We start from the raw sequence: 23,083 nt of genomic DNA, 5'->3' as shown, positions 1-23,083 counted from the left end.
TGTGGAGTGCATTTGATACTAGTTTTTAATGAAAACCATACAATGCTGCCAAGGCAGATTATCATCATTTCTTTCTAACGTTAAACCGGCTGTCTCCATTTCCTTGACTGTCTGTGCTTCCGTCATTTTATGTAATTCCTTTATGGGTACCGTCCTATCTTCGCCACGATACTCTATCAAAAATAATTTACCCTTTGGATTTAAAGCTTTTTTTATAGATGCGATTATTTCCTTAGGATAATTGAATTCATGATATACATCTACCATCAAAACCTTGTCTACACTATTTTCAGGAAGATTTACACTTTTCTCGCTACCTTTTATTATTTTGATATAATGAATATTCTGGGTTTCTTTTTTTGCTTCCAACGCTTCCAACATTTCATCCTGTATATCAACTGCATAAATGGATCCCCTACTTACTAAGGGTGCCATTCTAAAGACATGATAGCCAGAACCCGCACCAATATCAGCAATGATATCCGTAGGCTTTATGTCCATGTTCTTTAGTAGAATAGAGGCGTTTTCCTCTTCCTCACGCTCTGGTCGTTCTAACCAGTTCATTCCTTGAAAACCCATGACATGGGCTATTTCACGATCCATATACCATTTTCCGATGCCGTTTCGGTCACCTTTCTTAAAAACATAATCCTCCGTACTCGCCTTTGTCTGTCCGTTACACGAGCAAATTAAAAGTAAGCCGATGACTACTGGAATTCTTGTTGATTTAAACCTTGATAGCATAGTTTGGGTTTAATATCCAGCGGCCTGACCATCTTTTCGGGATTCAGATGCTCCAGAATATACTTGGTTTTCCAAATCGATACCAATTGCTTGATATCCACCGTACATCCCCACACCAAAGCCAATACGATGGCCTTTTTTGCGTAACTCCCTTAGGGTTTCGGGTTCAAAACCACTTTCAAGATATAAGGTACCCCCATTGGTCATTTTAGATCCTGTAGGTTGCGAACTGCCTCGATGTCTCATTCTTGGAGCATCACCGGCCTCTTGTAAATTCATTCCAAAATCAACGATATTGACCACAATCTGTGCATGGCCCTGTGGCTGAACTGCTCCGCCCATAAGACCAAAGCTTACCCAAGGATTTCCATCTTTGGTGATAAATGCCGGAATAATGGTATGAAAAGGTCGTTTACCAGGTTCGAGTGCATTCGCATGGTTCTTGTCCTGAACATTGAACATTTGTCCGCGGTTTTGAAGAACAAATCCCAATCCATCTGGGACCATACCTGATGCAAACTCCGAATAAATACTTTGTATGAACGAAACCATATTACCATCCTTATCCGCTACGGTCAAATAAGTCGTATTCCCTGTTTCTATTTCCATATCACCAGCGGGATAGGTATCGGCAGCTTTGTCGGGACTCATTAGGTTCCTCCGTTGCGAAGCATATTCATCCGACAATAGGGTTTCCAAAGGAATCTTGTTGAATGCGGGATCAGCATAAAATTTGGCCCTGTCTTCATATGCCAATTTTTTGGCTTCTGTAAGCACATGTAAATATTCGGAACTGCCAAAACCCATTTCGCCAATATCAAATCCTTCAAGAATATTCAACATTTGTAATGCAGCGGTGCCCTGTCCATTGGGTGGAAGTTCCCAAACATCATAACCCCTATAGTTCACGGATACCGGCGTTACCCAATTGGAAGTATGGCTTGCCATGTCTTCATAACTTAAAAATCCGCCATGTTTTTTCATATAACTATCGATGGTCTTTGCAATGGAACCTTTATAAAAGGCATCGCGACCACCTTTGGCAATTTGTTCATAGGTATTGGCCAATTCTTGATTTACAAATACTTCCCCTTTAACCGGAGGTCTTCCAGCAGGCATATAGGTTTGGGCAAAACCCGGTTGATCCTTTAATGATTCATAACTCGACGCCATTTCATAGGCAATGACTTCGGATACGGGAAATCCATTTTTGCCATAATCTATAGCTGGTTCTAAAATTTCCTTTATGGATAACCTACCAAATTTTTCATGTAATTTGAACCAACCGTCTACACAGCCCGGGACCGATACAGGTAATGGGCCATAAAAGGGAACATAACTTAAACCTTTTTCCATGAAATAATCAATGGATAAGGATTTAGGTGCTCTACCACTGCCATTTAAACCATATAATTTCTTTTCTTCCGCGGACCAAACTATTGCGAACACATCGCCTCCAATACCACAACTCGCCGGTTCTACAAGCCCCAGTACAGCGTTGGCAGCTATTGCGGCATCAATTGCACTACCTCCTTTTTTTAAGATATCCAAGGCAACTTGGGTGGCCAAAGGTTGGCTTGTTGCTGCCATACCATTTTGGGCTAAAATTTCAGAGCGTGTAGTAAAGGTTTCACCCGTTAATCGGTCTTGGGCATTTAATATGTTTCCCAAGGTTATGAAGGCAATTATAGAGGATAAAAATTTCATTTTCATTTTTTTTAATAGCCGCATCTATGTTGGGCCAGAACGGCTCAAATAACTGGATTGGATTTAATAATTAGTTTATACCCTTAAATATAGGGATAGTAGACTCAACTCAACGGGCTAATAGGAGAAAAGTTGATTTAGAAATCAGGAGCAATCCATAAGAAATTAAGTTTCGGTTTTGAAATTATCGTACTATTCTATAAGAAGAGAAGTGTCTAAACATTATACTACTCTTCTTCCTTAGACCGATATTACCACGAAAGAAGTGGCTTTGGAAAGACGACGAATCTTCAAAAAATTGAAAGTCTATTTCGCATTAATTTTTATAAGTCTTGTAGATATATAACTATCATCTAATATTTTTAAGTTTAAGTAATAAATCTTGAAAATATAGGCAAATACCTGATTCAATACACCTATCAAGTATAGTACTTTATAAGGATTATCTTTCTATGCTTTTTCATTGTAGAAAATATTTTTTTAAAACAATAGTGTCGAATTCCTGAAAAATGTCACATACAAAACAATTTAAATTGTTGGAATCAACATAATATAAATAGAGAACTTTATAAATGGCATGGACTATCGCTATAGGCAACAACTATCTTTAATTACCGTTGCATAAGGCTCTTCAGTACGTTCAACGGTCCTACTTCTTAAATACCATCATTATAAAAAAACGTAACTTACCATGAATGAGTATGCCCGCATAGTAATAATCCATAAACCGCTAAACAAAATGACCAAGTATACCCATATTTTTGAACCCTTAGACTTAGGCTTTACCACCCTTAAAAACCGGATTATTATGGGTTCGATGCATACAGGCTTAGAAGAGAAAAAAAATGGTTTAAAAAAGATAGCAGCTTATTATGCAGAACGAGCGAAAGGTGGGGTCGGTTTAATTGTTTCTGGCGGAATTGCACCTAACGTACAAGGCTGGACAGCTCCTTTTTCGGCACGTATGAGCTCAAAAAAACATGCAAAACATCACAAAGTAATTACTGATGCGGTGCATAGCGAAGGTGGTAAAATATGTATGCAAATTTTACACTCTGGGCGTTATGGGTATCATCCCTTAGCGGTCGCCCCTTCTGCCATAAAATCACCCATTAGTCCCTTTAAACCTTTTAAACTCAAACCATCAGGTATTAAACGTACCATACGTGACTTTGTAAACTCTGCCAAACTTGCAAAATTAGCAGGTTATGACGGTGTAGAAATCATGGGTTCTGAGGGGTATTTAGTAAATCAATTTATTATAGAAAGAACAAACAAACGTACAGATTCGTATGGTGGAAACTATGAAAACCGAATGCGTTTACCCATAGCATTAGTAAAGCAAACACGCGAAGCCGTTGGAACCGAGTTTATCATCATCTATCGGTTATCGATGTTAGATTTAGTAAATAAAGGAAGCTCTTGGCAAGAAGTGGTTGCCTTAGGCAAAGAAATTGAAAAAGCCGGTGCTACGATTATAAATACAGGAATCGGCTGGCACGAAGCACGTATACCTACTATTGCTACATCGGTACCAAGGGCTGCATTTACGTGGGTGACTAAAAAGATGAAAGAAGAACTTTCCATTCCGTTAGTGACTTCCAACAGAATAAATATGCCCGAAACCGCCGAAAAGGTATTGGCAGAAGGTCATGCTGATTTGATTTCTATGGCACGACCATTTTTAGCGGATCCAGAATGGGTAAATAAGGCAGCAGCCAATAAGGCAGATGAAATAAATACCTGTATTGGTTGTAACCAAGCATGTTTAGACCATGTTTTCGAACAAAAAGTAGCCAGTTGCTTAGTAAATCCGAGAGCATGTCATGAAACGGAGCTTAATTATCTTCCTACCGAGAAAAAGAAAAAGATTGCTGTTGTTGGTGCAGGTCCTGCAGGTTTAGCGGCATCAACCATTGCCGCCCAACGCGGACACGATGTTACCCTTTTCGATGCCGATAACGAAATTGGGGGACAATTTAACATGGCAAAGCAAATTCCTGGAAAAGAAGAATTTTACGAAACTATACGTTATTTTAATTCCCAAATAACATTGCATAACGTAAAGGTGAAATTAAACACCCGAGTCAAGGCCGAAGATTTAAAAAATGGCAATTTTGAGGAAGTGATATTAGCAACAGGAATACAACCAAGAACTCCGAAGATTATAGGTATAAACCACCCCAAAGTAATAAACTACATTGATGTTCTAAAGTTAAAAAAGCCTGTTGGCAAACGTGTTGCCGTTATTGGTGCAGGAGGTATTGCTTTTGACGTGTCGGAATATATAGCACACGAAGGTGAAAGCACCTCATTAAATATTGATGCTTGGTTAAAAGAATGGGGTATTGATAAAAACATGACAGCAAGAAGTGGAATTGAAGGGGTTGAAGCTATGGTTCATCCTTCACCAAGAGAAATTTTTATGTTTAAGCGGAGTAAGGGTAAATTTGGCGCCAATTTAGGGAAAACAACAGGCTGGATCCATCGTTCTACCTTGAAAAAGAAAAATGTACAGTTTATCAACAATGTACAGTACACCAAAATTGATGATGAAGGATTGCATTATGTTCAAAATGAACAACAAAAAGTGTTACCTGTAGATACTGTTATTATTTGCGCTGGTCAATTATCATTAAAAGAACTACTGGCCCCGTTAGAAGCGGAAGGTATTAAAGTTCATAGTGTTGGTGGTGCAGATGTAGCTTCCGAATTAGACGCAAAACGTGCAATAAATCAAGCAAGTAGGTTAGCCGCTGAAATTTAGGCTAGTTGAAGCGCATAGAATAGGCGAATACAAATGTTATAGGTAATAAAAATTATAACACCGTACCATTGTCCAACCACCGCTGCAAAAGGATATCGTTATGAGAAATGTCTACTAGATGAAATTTGGTGAAACGCTTAAAAACTCGTGATTCTTTAAGCGTCTCCATACAAACCGATACTGGATTAAGATAGTTGGAATGGATAAGAAATAGTTCACCTTTTCGTTTTAAAAGATAACCCACATGCCCCTCATCAAAACCTATAAAATAGAGTCCCTCTTTGGTTAAACCATCAATCTCTTCAAAGGCTTTTTCAGGTGAATCTTGAACTATTTTGTTGATGATCGAACCACAACTTATCATTTTGGCTTCGTCTAAAGGTGATTTTTGAGCCAAAGTATATCTATTGAGTTTTATACCCATATCTCGCAAGGTGGTTGAGATAAAATAACCACAGGCTATTTTACCTTGGTTGGGTATAGTTGTATGGCCCCCAAAACTCCAAGGAGTACCGTACCAGTGAGGTATGATCTTATCTACTAATTGGTTGGTAAAGGCTGTTTTAATGTTGTCAAAAGTAGTTGTGCCCAAACGAAGCTCTTTTTTTAAACGCAAGCGAAGTTCATCAGCATCAATTTTGGTACTGGCATAAGAATCGGAAATACTATCTAAATCTGTTTTAAAATGAAGTTTTACCTCTTCATTAAAAATCCAAGTTTTCAATACAGGTAAGGCCTTTTCAGCAGCTAAAGAATGTACTGCCATGTCTTCTATTTTAGGTGGTATTTCATTTGTAAAGCCTAAAGAAAGTAATAACGAAAATAGTAGCATAGGTTTTATAAGAATTTGGGGCCAGACACTGTCTTTGTAACGTATTAGATGATAAGAAATTACATTAAAAATGTTAAACTTATCAACTGTCTTCTAGATACTTAGGTTTACACCCCACCATACTTCATAATCTCTAGGTACTAGGGGCCTGTAACTTTGAAAACCTTGATCGGCAATTTTAAGCCCAATAATGGCATTATCTTCATCGCGTAAATAGCTTATGAAAATGAAAGAATGTCCATAAGGATCGAGTTTTTTAACATTTACGCCTTGCACTACCTTTTCATAATCGTCTTTAAACCGCCAAACTTGCATGAGAGCTCCAGGTTGTAATTGGCCACTCCAAATTCCGGTTGAGTCGACCAAAGTCCCCATACCAGCATAAGCAATAGCACCAGCATTGCCCCTGCCCCTATATTCTTCTGGTAGGCTTCGCCATCCTTCACGTGTGTCTGAAGCAGAATCGTAAATCAAATTAAACACCTGTTTAGGGTTGTATGATTTTGTGGCCATTCTAGCAGGTAAATCTTGATAGAACGAATGTCCGTGAACTTCTTTAAAAGCTTGCTCAAAACGGCCTTTACTAACAGAAAGGCAATGACCGTTAGGCTCCTTATTATCACTGTTGAGATAATTTTCTACAATCTTATCAGCTACCGGACTTTTACTATCTAAAATAGCTAGTGATTCATATTCGTTGGCCGATGTACTAGAGCCAATTTTTGCCAATGAATCTATTTTATTGGATGTTTTCACTTTTTTCAGTACTGGTTCCAGACTTATAAAATCATGATCATCAAAATCATAATTATGCATTGCTGTAGCTGTATTGCCATAACTATGATGTACTTGCGTAGTATTTTGATTGGAATTCGAAACTATTGTTTTCTGCTTACTTTTTTTTGTTGACGAACAACCCATAAATATAAGGCCTACAAGAACTATAAATACGGAGTACGTAATAGTTTTCTTTAGCATTATTCTTATTGGGATTTTTTTCATTTCTAAAGATTGTATAGAAGTTTTAAAATCAATCTATCTGACCTTTTAGTGGCTGTAGGTCGGTATTTTTCGACCTGCTGGCATAACTACAAAGGTAACAAAATCACTGACTTAATTCCCTATTTAAAGGTTCAGGAAAACTGTGAATAGTATTGATGCAATGTACTGAATTATGAATTAGCTATAGATATTCTTGGTAGAGTTAGAAAACTACTCTATTGGTATTGAAACATATTGTACGCCAATTTTCGATAACTACAAAATGATGAAATAAGGATGAAACAAAATATCAAGATTCTATTTCATAATACACTCAAAAACTCCAACGTAGCCTCACAAACATACTATTCCCTATAGTTTGATAATCTTGAAACTCAAAAAAGGATTGCCCCGTAAAATTGAGTTCCCAATTTGTGGCTATAGAATAATCTAAACTTGGCATTATAATTACGGATTGATTGGTTGGGGAGTAAATTGTACTTAAGGATCCTTTTAAAATGGGTGTGAATTCTTTGGCTAATTGTAAAAATCCCGAATAGGTATAAGGCATCAGGTTTTTAGCGGTTAAACTATTGTAAAGTAAGGCTGCTAAATCACTTGAAGCGTCATTAGCTGAACTATTATATAAAATTGAACTGTTTATGTAAAGTCCTTTTTTAAAACCATAATCAACAGAAACAGAAGCACTCATCACATTTTCTGAGTTAAAATAATTTTCATAAGGCACGAAATAGGATATCTCCCCTTTAAAACCGGCATTCTTTAAATTTCCTGCCCAACCTGTCCCAATCACCCAATCTTGTTGATAAATGGCTGTAAGTAATTGAATATCATAGGAGCCCGAATTAAATTTGTACATAGCTGCAACAATATGATTATCCTTACCTATCCCCTTTTTTGCTGCTACTTCTATCTTGCTGAAATCACCTAAATAATATTGAATTCGAATGGCATCACTACCTGGGCGTTCCTCATAATCGAAATCTAGAAAGTTATAGGTATTGAAAATGTCATTCGGATTCCATACTAAATTCATTCCCCAGTTAACACGCTGTCTCCCCAAGGTGATATCCCAATTATCTTTAATGTAGTTCACTAAAACTCTCTCTACTGTAGTATTGAATAGTATGTCTTTGTTGTCAATAATATTCCAAGAAAGATCCGTAATTCCATTATCATTTGAAATCATTCCAGAATACCCGAATATATTTTTAACATTATCACCGTAAAAAAATCGGTTTCTAAGCTCTAACCTAAAGGTGATTTCTTCTGAAGGAATATATTTAAAATTCAATCTATTATGTAATAAGGCTGTCCATTGCAATTGTTCTAACTTATCAACAAAACTAAATTGATGCAAATTTTTAATATAACCGGATAGGAATAGCTTTTCCTCCTTTTCTTGAGCATTTATGGTCGTATAAATGAAAAGTAATAGATATGTTACCAACAGCTTTTTCATTTGATTTATGAAGGTGTTTGCTGTACATCTGAGACTATTTTTCCATCGACAAGTGTTATAACTCTTCTCGCTTTTTTAATTACCCGTTGATCGTGAGTTGAAAATAAAAAAGTAATCTTCTCCTCTTTATTCAATTTTGCCATAATGTCAAGTAAATTAGCCGCAGATATTGAATCTAAATTAGCTGTGGGTTCATCAGCCAGTATTATTTTAGGTTTTGAAGCTAAAGCTCTGGCAACTGCTACACGTTGTTGTTGGCCTCCAGATAACTCACCTGGTTTACTATTTATTTTATTTTCAAGACCAACTTCTTCCAATAAGGTCAATACTCGTTTTTCACGTTCTTCTTTAGGCAAATGTTGCAACTGCAATACAAAGCCCACATTCTCTTTCGCGGTAAGCACAGGTATCAAATTAAAGGATTGAAATACAAATCCTATATTGTGTAATCTAAAATCTATCAACTTGTTTTCTGATAGCTTCGTAATCTCTACCCCATCGATAAATACAGTACCTTCTGTTGGTTCATCTAACCCACCCATCATATTCAGTAAGGTCGATTTTCCTGAGCCAGATGGTCCAACTAAGGCCACAAACTCTCCTTCTTCTATATGGACGTGCACATTTTGAACCGCATGAACTGGAATTGTTTTTGGGTTGAAGGTCTTACTTACATTATGTGCATCTATAATTGTTTTCGCCATAATTTAAATTTTTCGTATTGCTTCTGATGGATTTAATTGTAGCGCTTTATAAGCGGGATAAATAGCCGATAATATGGCCGTTACTAAACACATGGTTACAATAATTACATATTTATCTTGGTCTAAGGCGGGATAGATAACCGAATTAAATCCATAAGATGATAGACCTTCAGAAAACATAGATAAATTAATGCCTGTTTTTCCTAACGTTGTTACGGTTAACCAGCCTATCAGCAAACCTATTGGAGTGCCAATTAGGGTTAGATAGAAGGTCTCTAGCATGATCATGATAAAGATTTTACGCTTGTTCAATCCAATAGCCATGAGCATGCCAAGTTCTCTAATACGTTCTAAAACAGACATTAACATCGTATTTATTATACCAAAAGTTAATGCTAGTAGAATGATACCACTAATTATGTAAGTATATAGGTTAAACGATTCTATAATCATATTTAACTCTGGTGAAAGCGCTTTCCAATCTTCAATTTTTCCTTGAGGCACTACGCCAATGATGAATTCTTTTATCGTGTCCAATTGTTCTTCATCTTTTACCAAAATGGCTATTTCGTTGCTTTCCGATGGTTTAAGCGCTAAAAGTTCCTGTAGGTGTTTTTTTTGCACATATACATTTACTTCATCTAATGAAATGTTTTTAGATCTGTAAATTCCCCCAATTCTAAAGGCTCCTGAAATAATTTCAGATTCAGTATTCGTAAATGTCAATACTATTTTGCTTTTAAGTTTAACTTTAAGTTTTTTGGCTAGTTTTTCACCAATGAGAATTTCATTTTCCTTTCCCGAATCAAAATAAGCACCCTGTCTTACATACCCATTAAGTCTAATTTGATTAACTTCTAAAGAAGGATTGATTCCGTAAATTTTTACACCACTTGCCGTTGTAGGCGAGGTAATCATTCCTGTTGAAATAACACGAGAACTTACCGAAGCAATCCGATTATCAGATTGAAGTTTTTTTACAATCTCATCAGTATTTGATATGGTAAATTTAGAATCATTGTCATCACTAAAATTTGGATGATGAATTTGAATATGGGATAGTTGTCTGTAAACCGATTCATAGATGTTGTTTTTATACAAACCCCAAGCAAAAGACAAAATAAAAATTCCGGCCCATACTCCAATGATGATAGAGCATATCACCACTAGACTTCTGGATTTATTCCGCCATATATTCCGCCAAGCAATTTGAAACAACATAACTAACTATTTATAGCTTCAACAGGTTTTAATTTCATCACCTTATAACCAGGATAAAAGGCCAACAGGATAGATAATAGTAAAACGATTAAAGTTTGAACAATAAAAATTTTTTCGTGACTAGAAAAGTAAATGATAGATTCTATACCATAATCCTCATAAACTTCTTTCAACTCCCCAGTAAAATGAATAGGATACGCGGTAAACCATTTTATAACTAGAAAACCAGCAATTACACCCGTAAAACAGCCAATTAAGGAAATCATAATGGCTTCTAATAAAAGGATAAATGCCAGTAAGTGTTTCTTCATTCCAATGGCAATCAAGATGCCCAATTCGTGTTTTCTTTCAAAAATCATCATCAGCAACGTGCCAAATAATCCAAACGAAATAACAAAATATAAAACCCCGATAACGATATAATGTCCCGTACTATCCGCTTCAATGAATTGATCCATTTCTGGCATCATTTCTTTCCAACTCATCACCTCGTATATATTAGGATCTATTGATTCTAGTAAGGACTGTTTTAGCCCTTCCAAATCTGTTGTTTTATTTAGCATTACCGAAACCGATGTTAGACGATTTTCGGCTCCGTACATGTATTGTGATTGTTGTAAAGGCATATAAACCACATTGTTGTTCAACTCAATAGCTCCTAGTTTTATAAGTCCTTTTACTCTAAACTTTGCAGCAGCACTACTTGCATGATAGCCTTGTCCTAATAGCACCAAAGTATCATTGACTTTTAGTTTTAATTGAGAAGCTAACCCTTCTCCTAAAACAACTGCATTATCATTAATGCTTTCAATGTATTCACCCGCTACAATTTTGTCATGCAGATTATTAACTTCTTTTTCTTTAACAGGATCAATTCCTAAAATAAGAACCCCTTTAGTTTTTTCAGAATAGGAAGCTAATGCAAAGGTTTGCAAACGAGGCATGATGTGCGTAACCTTCGGATTTTTGAGTAATTCTTGATACAATTGCTCATCTTCCTCGAAAGTATTATCAATTGACTGCTCTTCCCAATACCCTTTTTGATGAATTTGCAAATAACCAGAGGAATAGCTAACCACATTATGAATCATGTTGTCATAAACACCATCGGTTAGGGAACGAAAAATTATAGCCAATAACACTGCAAAAAACACAGAGGTCGCAGTTATTATTGTTCTACGCTTATTGCGCCATATATTTAGCCAAGCTAGTTTTAGTAACATTATTTTAATTGTTTCATATTTCTGGTGGTAAAGAAGTTATCATTAATAGGGATGTCAAAAATGATATCATTATACAGAATTACCGTACTATTTCCCTCTTTATCAACAGGGAACATTTCAATTGTTGAGGTGATTTTTCTGCCACCTAATTCCTTTACATCACGTGAGTTCATAATGTTTACTAACTCCCCGTCTTCATCATAGAATTCAGCTTTTAACTGTAAGAAATCTTCTGAATCGATCCATACAATTACTTTTTCCCATACAACAGCTGCGGAAGGTTTTGGTACCATTTCAATTTTATAACAGTCTTTATTGGAAATGGTTTCTTTTCCTAAGAGAGTATGATTGTAATCTGAAACCGAAGACGCTTCTTTAACCAAATCATCATTGGTGAAATCGGTTCCCATCCAACTTTGCGACATCATTGATGGGGGCAGTTTAATGTTGCGCTCAATAGATGGAATCCAGTTCCAAACTTCCTTGATTCGCTTTAAGAATACAGTTCCTTTTTCTTTCGCCGGAGAAGTGACTAATATCATAGAATAATCATCGCCCTTAGACCAAGCTTTCATATTCATTTCTCTACTCCAAGTTGGTCTGATTATTTTGATAGTGATATCTGCTTCTGAAGTTTTTCCTCGCATATTATCATCGGCCCTCTTAACAATTTCCGTTGCTGAAAGATTTTGTTGACTAAAGACTGTTATTAATGGCATTATAAATATGATAATGCCGAGAGTCATTTTTAAGAACGGTACATTTTTCATATCATCGAAGTTAATTGACTATATGAAGAAAAAATATGATGATTATCAGTCTAAGAGTGAAGTGATTTAAATCATTGGTTACATGTAGCGATATTTTAAGAAGCGGTAGTATTAAATATGCCAGAGCATCCTATATTATTTAGTTTATACGAACATTTAGGTGAAAGTGAATATTTTTAATTCTACTTCTAACGGGAATTTTCATTCTAAAGGATACAAAATATGTTGTATCGATTTCAAAAAAATCTTAAGTACTAAATTTTAACCGTATTTGTTTAAAAGCAATTAATTGACTTTTGTCATCTTTTTACTAAGGTTTCTTTCTTATTTTCATGACTTAATAATAGCCTATGATCGATAATGCCTTACTTGCCAAACTAAAAACCAAGGCACATTTACTAGAATACTTGGAACAATCTAAAAATGACGAGCCCCTTTACAAAGATGTATTGGATAAATATTATTATGAACGGCTTCTTTTACAATTACAAGCTGAACTTGTAGATTTTCAAAAATGGGTTCAAAAAGAGGATAAAAAAATAGCCATCATCTTTGAAGGCCGAGATGCTTCTGGTAAAGGTGGCACTATACGCCGTTTTGCAGAGCATTTGAATCCTCGTGCTATGCGCATTGTTGCACTGAATAAACCTACAGAAATTGAGCGTAAACAATGGTATTTTAACCGTTATATAAAAGAACTCCCAAATGCGGGCGAAGTCGTTTTTTTTGATCGTAGTTGGTATAACCGGGCAGTTGTAGAACCGGTTATGGATTTTTGTACTAAAGAACAGTACGATCGCTTTATGGTACAAGTACCAGAGTTTGAGCATATGCTTTATGAATCTGACACCAAGATCATTAAATTTTGGTTTTCCGTTACTATCGATGAACAGAAAAAACGATTCGATAATAGGTTGGGGAATCCTTTGAAAAAATGGAAATTTAGTCCCGTTGACCAAAAAGGTCAGGATCTTTGGGAAGATTATAGTTATTATAAAAATCAAATGTTCGCTCGAACCCACAACTCTTTCTGCCCTTGGATTATAGTAAAAAGCGATAATAAAAGATTGGCCAGAGTAGAAAGCATCAAATTTGTTTTATCTCAATTCGATTATCATGGTAAGGGCTCTAATTGCCCAGACTTATTACCCGATCCCAATATTGTACATCGGTTTTTTAGACAACAAATAAAAATATAGGCAGTAATTATTTTAAGTTAAACACATGAGTAAAGTACAAAAGCCTTTGAAGGAAAAAGAACTACTATCAATCAATTCTAAAAAAGGGTTGTTGGCTTTATTGAGACAATCTTCCTTAGACACAAAAAAGGCCATACAGGCACTCAAATATGAAAAACGCTTGGCAAAACTTCAAGAAGAATTACTTGTGTTGCAGCAATGGGTGGTAAAAAACAACAAAAAGGTGGTGATTATTTTTGAAGGTCGTGATGCAGCTGGTAAAGGAGGTGCGATTAGGCGTATAACCGAACATTTACCACCTAGAGAAGTACGGGTAGTAGCCTTGCCGAAGCCTGATGAAATAGAAGAAGGTCAGTGGTATTTTCAGCGCTATATTAATCGTTTTCCACGTGAAGGTGAAATGGTATTCTTTGACAGAAGCTGGTATAACCGTGCCGTGGTAGAACCTGTGAATGGATTTTGTACAAGAAAACAATATTTAAATTTTATGGATTCGGTAAATGATGTGGAACGCATGATGTTGCTTTCGGATATTCATCTAGTTAAACTATACTTTTCTATTTCTAAAAATGAGCAAGAGCGTCGCTTTAAGGATATTACATCGAGCCCTATTAAAAAATGGAAATATAGCGATGTAGATAGAAAAGCTTTGGCGTTATGGGATGAATACACGTCATATAAAGAGTTGATGTTTAAGAACACTCAAAAATATGTGCCTTGGAAAATTATTAAAGCGAACAGGAAAACATCTGCAAGAATTACGGCTTTAGAACATATTTTGAATAAAATTCCGTACGAAATTAAGGACAAAGAAAATATACGTCACCAATCTATATTAAAGGAGAACGACGAACCGCTGTAGTTTTAGCATGTACGGCTGAAGCTGTATACTTTTGGGGTAGTCATTAATGTATAAATCATAGTTGTTATCCGAAATTATTAATTTGATAAAATAGTATTGGATTTTTACAAAAAAGTATATTTTATTATGTATTATATAATATATATTAAAATAAAATTAACAAATAGTCAAATTTATTAGGTTTTTATCAAAATAAGGTTAGATTATACTAACGATAAAAAACAATATAATATATGAGGCAACTTAAGATCACTAAACAAATTACAAACAGGGACACTAAATCATTAGAAAAGTACTTTCAAGAAATATCAAAAATAGATTTGATTACCGCAGATGAGGAAGTGGAGCTGACAAGAAAAATACGTGAAGGAGATCAGACTGCCCTAAATACATTAGTAAATGCCAATTTACGTTTTGTAGTTTCTACTGCAAAACAATATCAAGGAAGTGGTTTGCGACTTTCAGACTTAATCAACGAAGGAAATATTGGATTGGTGAAAGCCGCAAAACGCTTTGACGAAACTAGAGGTTTTAAATTTATCTCTTATGCAGTATGGTGGATCAGACAATCTATATTATCATCCATTTCAGAACAATCTCGAATGGTTCGATTACCATTGAATAAAATTGGAGAAATAAGTAAGATTAAAAAAGTATATTCAGCATTAGAGCAATCTTATCAACGACCTCCGAGTACCGTTGAAATTGCAAGAGAATTAGATATGAGTGGTGCACAAGTTAAAATTGCAATGAAAAATTCAAGCAAGCACTTATCTATGGATGCACCTTTTCAAGAAGGAGAAGCTTCTAATTTATACGATATAATTACATCTAAAGACTCTAATAGACCTGATTCAAATATGATGATGGATTCTCTTAAAACAGATATTAATCAAGCTTTAAATACGTTACCGAATAGAGAAAGTGAGATTATAAAGCTTTATTATGGCATTGGGGAAAGCCACCCGAAAAGTCTAAGTGAAATAGGTGAGCTCTTTGATATTACAAGAGAACGCGTAAGACAGATAAGGGAAAAGGCAGTTCGTATGTTAAGGAAAAAATCGAATAATGAAATTTTAAAATCATACTTATAGGTCTTTATAAGTTACTTATATTTAAATAAAAAAACCGACTCATTATAGTCGGTTTTTTACTTGTAATCTAACGATACTTAAATGTTGAAACTAATTAGCAATAAATAGTATGCTATTAATTTATGAGTTAACATCTTTCTTTTAGAGTGCTCGGCGGACTTTTATTTAACCTAACCACTAGAAAAACTAACTATAGTATTGGAATTCCAGGTTTAAGAGAAACCATCTGCTAGTAAATTTTTGACATAATAATATAGTTAACAAATTATATGAATAACCTCCAAATTTGTGCAACTAAAAAAGTAACAATAAAACCTATGATTAGAGGTAGTATAGAAGCTACAACCGTCCATTTAACACTTTTGGTTTCCTTGTAAATAGTGTAAATTGTAGTGCTACATGGATTATGTAATAGACTAAACAGCATTAAGTTAATGGCGGTTAACAATGTCCATCCTCCAGCTCTTAACACGTCACCCGTTTCACTAACCGAATCTAATTCAAACATTACTCCTGCTCCTGCCCCGGCATCAATTCCTGTTACTAACACCGTTAACATTAAAATGGTAGGTATTACAATTTCATTTGCGGGTATGGCCACTATATATGCGACTAAAATGACTCCGTTTAGCCCCAAAAGAAACCCAAAACCATCTAAAGATGAAATTAACCAAACGGCCATACTTTGGTCACCAAAATATATATTTGAGATAAGCCAGATTACTGCACCAGCAGGTGCTGCAAAAACGATGGCTCTCCATAAAACAATAATAGTCCTGTCTATTAATGAAGTATAAATAGTTTTCCAAAATCTTGGCGGTCGATACGGGGGTAATTCTAAATTAAAAGTAGAGACTTCTCCTTTTAATACTGTTTTTGATAATGCCCAAGAAACTAAAAACATTAAAAAAATACCCACCATGGCGATACCTATTACAGCGGATAATGAGGTAATGCTAGAAAAAGAGTTAGGCACAACAGCACCAACAAAAATGGTAGCTATTAATATTTGTGTAGGCCAACGCCCGTTACATAGAGAAAAGTTATTGGTTATAATGGCAATAAGACGTTCTCTTGGACTATCAATGATACGCGTAGCAACAACGCCTGCAGCATTACAACCAAAGCCCATACTCATTGTTAACGCTTGCTTGCCATGAGCACCCGATAATTTAAACAAGTGATCTAAATTAAATGCTACCCTAGGGAGATAGCCAAAATCTTCTAACAGTGTGAATAATGGAAAAAAAATAGCCATTGGTGGTAACATTACGGCTATTACCCAAGCCACCGCCAAATAGACACCATCAATTAAAAAACCATCTAGCCACCAAGGCATTCCTATAGATGAAGCAAACGCTTTTAAAGCAGGGTGAACCGTATCCAATAATAAAGTGGCCAACATTGAAGAAGGATAGTTTGCGCCAACAATAGTTACCCATAGAACCACCGCTAGAATTAAAAACATTATTGGGAAACCCCATGTTTTACTAGTAATGATCTTATCTATTTTAGCATCTAAACGGAATTTATTTTTTTCATTGGTCGTATGAACGGAACCCTTTACTATTTCAGCGGCATCAGCATAAATTCCTTCGGCCAAATTATCGTGAAACTCATCGCCAATTTGCCAACGAAGGTCATTGGAAAGTGAAATAATATCTTCAATATTTTTATTTTTCATCATGTACTGATCATACAAATTCTCCTGTTCTTAATAATTCAATGATGTGCTCATCTCCCTCTAACAATCTAAAAGCAATCCATCTACTATTCGCAATTTCTGGGTATTCCTTTTTAATTTCCAAGCTTAATCTTTGAACCGCATTCTCAATATTTTTTGGAATATTTTTAATGCGATGCGGCTTACAAATTATTTTTCCGTTTGCTACTTCGCTTATGGTTTGGATTAATTCTGGAATTCCTTTGTTGTACCTAGCACTTGTGGGCACTACGGGTATTCCTAAATCACGCGCTAAGGTTCGTGTATCTATTTCCATATCATTACGTTCAACTTCATCCATTAGATTTAAACATAAAACTGCACGATCTGTAATCTCTAAAATTTGTAATACTAAATTTAGATTTCTTTCTAGTCTGCTAGCATCCACAACAATAACGGTTACCGTGGGATTGCCAAAAAGTATAAAGTTTCTAGCGACTTCTTCATCTTCTGAAGTAGAAAGCAAAGAATACGTTCCGGGAAGATCTACTAGTTTATATTTCTCCTTGTTATATTCAAAAGCTCCTTCTGCCCTAGTTACTGTTTTTCCAGGCCAATTACCAGTATGTTGACGTAAACCGGTCAAAGCATTAAAGACGGTACTTTTTCCTGTATTGGGATTGCCGGCCAATGCCACTACATAATCAATTTCGGTGGTGTTCACACCTAATTTCTTCAACCCCTCTGCATTAAACTTAGGACAAGCTTCACATGCACTCTTAGGTTTAACTTCCATGGTCTACCCTTTTTTAATTAAAATTTTTGATGCTTGGTTGTTGCGCAAAGCAATACTAGTTCCTTTTATTAAAAAGGCATTTGGTTCCCCTAATGGATTGAGCAAATCTATACTGACGTCAGCTCCTTTTACGAACCCCAAATCCAACAACTTTCTTCTACTTTCTCCTCTAATTTCCCTAGAAATACCAATTATTTTCGCAGTTTCGCCTTCTTTTAAAATAGATAATCTGGCTAAATTCTCCTCTACAACAACATCTTTTTCAAGTACCATAACCGTTATATTGCCTGCAATAATGGGGGCTAATACAAAGGATTCGCCTTCTGAATGAAATACAATTCTTGTAGAAGTTTTTTCTACCACCCGAATCAAGGAACCGATGTGAATTTTTTCAGCTAGTATTTGTTTATAAATAATATCTGGTTTGTCTCTAATATGTGTGATTCTACCAATGGTATCAACCGGTAATTCTGAAAGTGCAGTTCCTTTAATTTTTGCAATTTTACCCGTATTGGTTGGTATAGGGTCACCGTGCGGGTCAAATTGTGGATTACCCAACTTTGAAGCTAAAATATTTGCTTCGTCATTGGTTAATTCATGTTCTTTTTTTTCTGCGATCTCATGCCATTCGGCTCTATCGAAACCTGTTTTTTCAGCTAAAAATTTTTCCCAGAGCCTATGGGCCCTAACAATACGCAATGCATAATCACTGCCCGATTTGGTTAGTTTTACCGCATCGCCTTCCATACAGATGAGTTTATGGGTTATCATCTTATTTATAGACTCAACTATTAAAGAATCACTATTTTTTAAGGTTCTGATTATATCGTTTAGATTCAGTTGCTTGTTTGCATTTTCACTATGATAAAGCAGTTTTAAAATATCTTCTATGATAATTTTTCCGTTTGATTTAGAATTTGTAGTAATCAACCAATACCAACCTTTATTAGGTCTAAACAAGAGATAAACAAATACCGATATCGCAAAAAATATTAATAACGCAGTTATTGGATTATACGTATTCATTATTTTTTTATATTTTTTTGGTTACACCTTTTTAAATAATTTATGGTGTAAAATCGGGATTAATTTAAAGAGAATCTAACGTATTATTAATCAACTTTTTCTAAACTATAATTTATTTTAATAAGTTTTCTTCTATTTAAGATAACAACTTATATTGATTCTAAAAGTTACAAAATATTCCTAGTTCAACCTAAGTATAATCAAAAGTTATAGTTAAATGGTAATCAGAAATATTCTATGAAATAGACATAAATTAATCGTTTTAGAAACTAGTTAAATACTGTAGTGATAAATGCACTATTCACCACCTATTGATTTTCGCAATTGCCTTATTATCGTGTGCAGGGTGTTTATTGACAAGTGTCTATTGTTTTCTATAAGAGTTGATCAACCTCGTAAAACACGATTTCATTCTTTAGTAGAGAAAGGGTCGGATTAATTTCTTCGCCTATTGTTTTATAGATTATTTCGTTTCAACAATGGTAAAGTAATACTTGCCAATACCAAATTAGACTGATATTTTATTATCAAGTAATGAAACTATTCGTTTTACATTCGTTTTTATGACTTAATAAATACAGAAAATTTATACAATTGTATTTTGTATATTTTAAATCGATGATTACCAGTGATATAGTATTAACGTTTAGAATCCTCTGGTTTTGAATTTATCGTTACAGCTTGAGAAAGATAATTTGCTAATATTTTTTCTACCAATTCTTCTTTGGTTAAATGATGAAATATTGTTTTAACTTTAGTTTTAAATTCTTCAGAGACCTCACGATTTGGTTTTGCCTTAAAAATTTTTTTAGCCCATAGAAGGGTATTATTCTCTTCAATACTTTGTGCGTCGGCTTTTTTATACTTGTTAAAGACAATACCCAATTCCTTTTCGAAATCAGCAATTTCAACAACTTCTTCTTTTTGTAATATGGTTAACGAAAGCCCCTTAGCGCCAGCTCTAGCTGTACGTCCACTCCTGTGAACATAAGCATCATAGGTATCAGGTAAATGGTAGTTGACTACATATTCAATCTCTTTTACATCAATACCACGAGCAGCTAAATCTGTAGCCACCAAAATATCAATATGTCCTTCTCTAAACTGACCCATAATACGATCGCGAATGCCTTGGGATAAGCTACCATGTATAGCACCAGATGAAAATTTATTAATCGATAGATTTTTAGCTAATTTATTAACGGCTGCTTTGGTTTTACAAAATATTATACCTCTCTGCCCCTCTTTCGTATTTAAAAAATGAAGTAAAACGTCTAGTTTTTCAATAGGTTCTACCACTACATATTTATGGTCAATACCCTGATGACCAAGTGTTGACATATCTGCTTCTACGTGTATCACATGTTTAGACATGTAATTTTGAACTAATTGTTTTATTGTACCTGGCATAGTAGCCGTGAACAATAATGTTCTTCTCGATTTTGGAATACCTTGAATAATCGTATCTAAATCTTCTTTTAAGGCACTTACCATTTCATCGGCCTCATCAAGAACTAAATATTTCAAATTCTTAATGTTAATAGCTTCACGCTTTACTAAATCGACTAAACGCCCTGGTGTCGCCACAACTACATGCGTAGCTATTTTTAAGCGTTCTATTTGGGGTTTTATAGGAATACCACCACATACTGCCGCTATGGAAATTGTCGGACTATGGGAAGCAAAAGAATCTAAATTGGTATGAATTTGCTGTGCCAATTCTCGTGTAGGTGCCAAAATCACGGCTTGTACAGCAGTGTTTTTAGTGTCGATCAATTGTAGCAAGGGAAGTCCGAATGCAGCAGTTTTACCGGTTCCGGTTTTTGCTAATGCAACAAGATCTTCTTTTTTATTTAGTACAATAGGAATGCATTTTTTCTGAATATCCGTGGGAACAGAAATTTTTAAGTCCGCTAAACTCTTCTGTAATTTCTCATTTATTCCTAAATCTGAAAACTGCTTTGACATCAAATATTTTTATGCAAAGATAATGACACTTTTATCGTGAATACTATCAATTAGTTTTATTAGTAGGTATTAAAACTAACTGTTCTAGAAAATATCAGTTGTATTCTAAAGTTTTGACATTAAGAAAGTAAGTATGTAAAAGGTTTTTATTTTTTACCTAACATGCGAAGCATTTTAGTATGGTCCCAGATAGCATGACCTATAGATTTTTTTACATTATAAGGCATGCCAAATTCAAGTGCGGTTTCAGATACAATCTTTGTAAGATCTTTATAGTGTACGTGACAAACATCTGGTAATACATGGTGTTCTACTTGATAATTGAGTCCGCCAATCAGCCAAAATAGTAACTTACTGTTAGGAGAAAAATTACTTGTTGTTGCGAATTGATGTCCATACCAATCATCTTTCATCATTCCTTTATCATTAGGAAGTGGAAATTCGTTCACGGGCATAATATGTGCTATCTGAAAAACAATACTTACCAACATTCCAGTTACAAAATGCATAGATAAAAATGCCAATAAAATTATCCACCATGCAAAAGGTAACATAATCATAGGTAATATCAATGCATAAGAATAATACAATAGTTTCCATGCCGCCATGCTAACCAATGTTTTTTCGTATTCATTTTTTTTGTCTAAAAATCCCATGTCACGAAAACGTTTTAGGCGTACGAAATCTTTGGTAGTTATCCAAGATAATGTAGAAATCATATAAAAAAACCATATATAAATATGCTGGAATTGATGTACCCAGTAATGTTTGGCATGTGGTGAGAAACGTAAGAAAAATGGTGCGTTCAAATCATCATCAGCATGGTCTATATTGGTGAAAGTATGGTGCAAAACATTGTGCTGAATTTTCCAGATAGTTGCATTGGCGCCAATAAGGTTGAACGAATAGCCTAAAAGAGTATTGATTCTTTTGTTTTTAGAGTATGAGCCATGTATGGCATCATGCATAACGCCCATACCTATACCGGCCATGCCCAATCCACTTAAAATGTATAATGAAAATAGAAATGGAGCAGAAGTAACCAAGCCTGATGAAAGTAGTATGAGGGGAGCAAAGAACAAAGTTAACATAATTATGGTTTTTATAACCATAGTAACATTGGCATTACGACTCTTATTATTGGTTTTAAAATAGGTATTCACTCTTTTTCTTAATGTTCTTGAAAAATCAGGATTTATGTCCCGGGAGAATATTGGATTTGCGATACTGATATAGTTTTAGGGGATTTTTATCAATTAAAAAAATAGCAGCTTTTGTTTATAGTGAGGCGCTGACTTAACCTAATTTGCTTATGTTTATTTGAACCAATTATTTTGTAATATCATAGCGATATGACTTTTTATATTCAATAAATTAAAGAGAGCGATAGATTAATTAAAATTGTCAGAAATTAAAAAACGGAAAGCAATCCAAATTATTAATGCTTTAAAGGTAGGTTAAATTAGTTTGGCTATAAATAATTTATGATTAGGCATTTTTTACTTTTCTTTAAATGTTGATTTTACGGAGCACTTATCATTCTAGCACTTCCCAACTAATCCATCCTGATACCATTGATCGCCTTGTTGAAATAAGATATCATTATTTCTTTTCTGTTTAAACTCTATGGTTTGGTTATAAATGTGGCCATTTTTCCAGGCATTAAAGCAAGCTATAAGTAAATTGATTTCATCGTCTTTGGTTAAATCCATATCTAACTCATTTTTTATAGCACTATATTTTGGACCAAAGCATGCATTCAATAAACCAAGATAATCAACTGGAAAATAGCGGTCTTTAAAGGTGTTTTTATGAAATATCCGTTCTCTATTCTTCTTATCTTGAAATAGAGTGATTGCTTTATCGATAGAATAATCTTCGGCCAAAGCAGCTAAAACAATACTTCCATCAGAATTAGCAATAACTAGGTCGAACTTTCTTAGTATTTCGTGACCATTAAGGTTTCCATAGCGATCTTTTAAGGTGAATAGTTTAATAACAGCCTAACTTCCGCCGCCATCAAGTGTTAGAATTTTATACATT

Annotated in this window: 19 protein-coding genes; 4 read left to right on the top strand and 15 right to left on the bottom strand. The window is 34.8% G+C overall.

Annotated elements, in window-relative coordinates:
* Nucleotides 1-18: 18 nt before the first annotated feature.
* Together AACZ41_RS05395 and ggt are read right to left on the bottom strand one after the other, a co-directional pair.
* The gene (locus AACZ41_RS05395; RefSeq protein ID WP_339627330.1) at nucleotides 19-744 is read right to left on the bottom strand and encodes a class I SAM-dependent methyltransferase; all 726 of its coding nucleotides are present in this window, start codon (nucleotides 742-744) and stop codon (nucleotides 19-21) included.
* Between the two features lie 9 nt (nucleotides 745-753).
* The gene (gene ggt, locus AACZ41_RS05390; RefSeq protein ID WP_339627329.1) at nucleotides 754-2,451 is read right to left on the bottom strand and encodes a gamma-glutamyltransferase; all 1,698 of its coding nucleotides are present in this window, start codon (nucleotides 2,449-2,451) and stop codon (nucleotides 754-756) included.
* Nucleotides 2,452-3,190: 739 nt separating this feature from the next.
* On the opposite strand from ggt, the gene AACZ41_RS05385 reads away from it, so the two are divergent.
* Nucleotides 3,191-5,218 carry an NADPH-dependent 2,4-dienoyl-CoA reductase gene (locus AACZ41_RS05385; RefSeq protein WP_339627328.1) on the top strand — a complete coding sequence of 676 codons (2,028 nt, stop codon included), beginning with the start codon at nucleotides 3,191-3,193 and terminating at the stop codon, nucleotides 5,216-5,218.
* Nucleotides 5,219-5,270: 52 nt separating this feature from the next.
* Here AACZ41_RS05385 and AACZ41_RS05380 read toward each other — a convergent pair whose 3' ends face one another.
* From AACZ41_RS05380 to AACZ41_RS05350, 7 genes are all read right to left on the bottom strand, one after another.
* Nucleotides 5,271-6,050: a hypothetical protein gene (locus AACZ41_RS05380; protein ID WP_339627327.1), complete on the bottom strand. Its 780-nt coding sequence runs from the start codon at nucleotides 6,048-6,050 to the stop codon at nucleotides 5,271-5,273.
* Nucleotides 6,051-6,143: 93 nt separating this feature from the next.
* A complete protein-coding gene (locus AACZ41_RS05375) occupies nucleotides 6,144-7,052 on the bottom strand; it encodes a hypothetical protein (RefSeq protein ID WP_339627326.1) in 909 nt (302 codons plus the stop codon).
* Nucleotides 7,053-7,365: 313 nt separating this feature from the next.
* Entirely contained in the window at nucleotides 7,366-8,514 is a 1,149-nt protein-coding gene (locus AACZ41_RS05370; protein ID WP_339627325.1) for a hypothetical protein, read from the bottom strand.
* A 5-nt stretch (nucleotides 8,515-8,519) separates the two neighbouring features.
* Nucleotides 8,520-9,218: an ABC transporter ATP-binding protein gene (locus tag AACZ41_RS05365; protein ID WP_339627324.1), complete on the bottom strand. Its 699-nt coding sequence runs from the start codon at nucleotides 9,216-9,218 to the stop codon at nucleotides 8,520-8,522.
* A 3-nt stretch (nucleotides 9,219-9,221) separates the two neighbouring features.
* A complete protein-coding gene (locus tag AACZ41_RS05360; protein ID WP_339627323.1) occupies nucleotides 9,222-10,439 on the bottom strand; it encodes an FtsX-like permease family protein in 1,218 nt (405 codons plus the stop codon).
* A 2-nt stretch (nucleotides 10,440-10,441) separates the two neighbouring features.
* Complete coding sequence (locus tag AACZ41_RS05355; protein WP_339627322.1) at nucleotides 10,442-11,662, bottom strand: ABC transporter permease; 1,221 nt, start codon at nucleotides 11,660-11,662, stop codon at nucleotides 10,442-10,444.
* Nucleotides 11,662-12,432, bottom strand: a complete 771-nt coding sequence (locus AACZ41_RS05350) for an outer membrane lipoprotein-sorting protein (RefSeq protein ID WP_339627321.1) — start codon at nucleotides 12,430-12,432, stop codon at nucleotides 11,662-11,664. Before AACZ41_RS05350 ends, AACZ41_RS05355 begins: the two co-directional genes overlap by 1 nt.
* Before the next feature lie 350 nt (nucleotides 12,433-12,782).
* Between AACZ41_RS05350 and ppk2 (AACZ41_RS05345) the strand changes: the two genes are divergently transcribed.
* The 3 genes from ppk2 (AACZ41_RS05345) to AACZ41_RS05335 all read left to right on the top strand — a co-directional run bounded on the left by ppk2 (AACZ41_RS05345) (nucleotide 12,783) and on the right by AACZ41_RS05335 (nucleotide 15,587).
* Nucleotides 12,783-13,631, top strand: coding sequence for a polyphosphate kinase 2 (gene ppk2, locus AACZ41_RS05345; protein WP_339627320.1), 849 nt, complete (start codon nucleotides 12,783-12,785; stop codon nucleotides 13,629-13,631).
* Nucleotides 13,632-13,656: 25 nt separating this feature from the next.
* Nucleotides 13,657-14,493, top strand: coding sequence for a polyphosphate kinase 2 (gene ppk2, locus AACZ41_RS05340; protein ID WP_339627319.1), 837 nt, complete (start codon nucleotides 13,657-13,659; stop codon nucleotides 14,491-14,493).
* A gap of 233 nt (nucleotides 14,494-14,726) precedes the next feature.
* Nucleotides 14,727-15,587 (top strand): RNA polymerase sigma factor RpoD/SigA, encoded by an 861-nt coding sequence (locus tag AACZ41_RS05335; protein WP_339627318.1) that lies wholly within the window; start codon nucleotides 14,727-14,729, stop codon nucleotides 15,585-15,587.
* Nucleotides 15,588-15,852: 265 nt separating this feature from the next.
* Here AACZ41_RS05335 and AACZ41_RS05330 read toward each other — a convergent pair whose 3' ends face one another.
* The 6 genes from AACZ41_RS05330 to AACZ41_RS05305 all read right to left on the bottom strand — a co-directional run bounded on the left by AACZ41_RS05330 (nucleotide 15,853) and on the right by AACZ41_RS05305 (nucleotide 22,926).
* A complete protein-coding gene (locus AACZ41_RS05330) occupies nucleotides 15,853-17,274 on the bottom strand; it encodes a nucleoside recognition domain-containing protein (RefSeq protein ID WP_339627317.1) in 1,422 nt (473 codons plus the stop codon).
* A 7-nt stretch (nucleotides 17,275-17,281) separates the two neighbouring features.
* Nucleotides 17,282-18,046: a FeoB small GTPase domain-containing protein gene (locus AACZ41_RS05325; protein WP_339627316.1), complete on the bottom strand. Its 765-nt coding sequence runs from the start codon at nucleotides 18,044-18,046 to the stop codon at nucleotides 17,282-17,284.
* A gap of 3 nt (nucleotides 18,047-18,049) precedes the next feature.
* Nucleotides 18,050-19,072, bottom strand: coding sequence for an iron dependent repressor, metal binding and dimerization domain protein (locus tag AACZ41_RS05320; protein ID WP_339627315.1), 1,023 nt, complete (start codon nucleotides 19,070-19,072; stop codon nucleotides 18,050-18,052).
* Nucleotides 19,073-19,711: 639 nt separating this feature from the next.
* On the bottom strand, nucleotides 19,712-21,040 hold the full coding sequence (locus tag AACZ41_RS05315; protein WP_339627314.1) for a DEAD/DEAH box helicase: 1,329 nt from the start codon (nucleotides 21,038-21,040) through the stop codon (nucleotides 19,712-19,714).
* Nucleotides 21,041-21,186: 146 nt separating this feature from the next.
* Complete coding sequence (locus AACZ41_RS05310) at nucleotides 21,187-22,131, bottom strand: acyl-CoA desaturase (protein ID WP_339627312.1); 945 nt, start codon at nucleotides 22,129-22,131, stop codon at nucleotides 21,187-21,189.
* 450 nt (nucleotides 22,132-22,581) lie between these two features.
* Complete coding sequence (locus AACZ41_RS05305) at nucleotides 22,582-22,926, bottom strand: hypothetical protein (protein ID WP_339627311.1); 345 nt, start codon at nucleotides 22,924-22,926, stop codon at nucleotides 22,582-22,584.
* Nucleotides 22,927-23,083 lie beyond the last annotated feature (157 nt).

This window comes from uncultured Maribacter sp., from assembly GCF_963974015.1.
GTDB lineage: Bacteria > Bacteroidota > Bacteroidia > Flavobacteriales > Flavobacteriaceae > Maribacter.
Note: the sequence above shows the minus strand (reverse complement) of the source record. Positions and strands in the feature narration are given on the sequence as shown.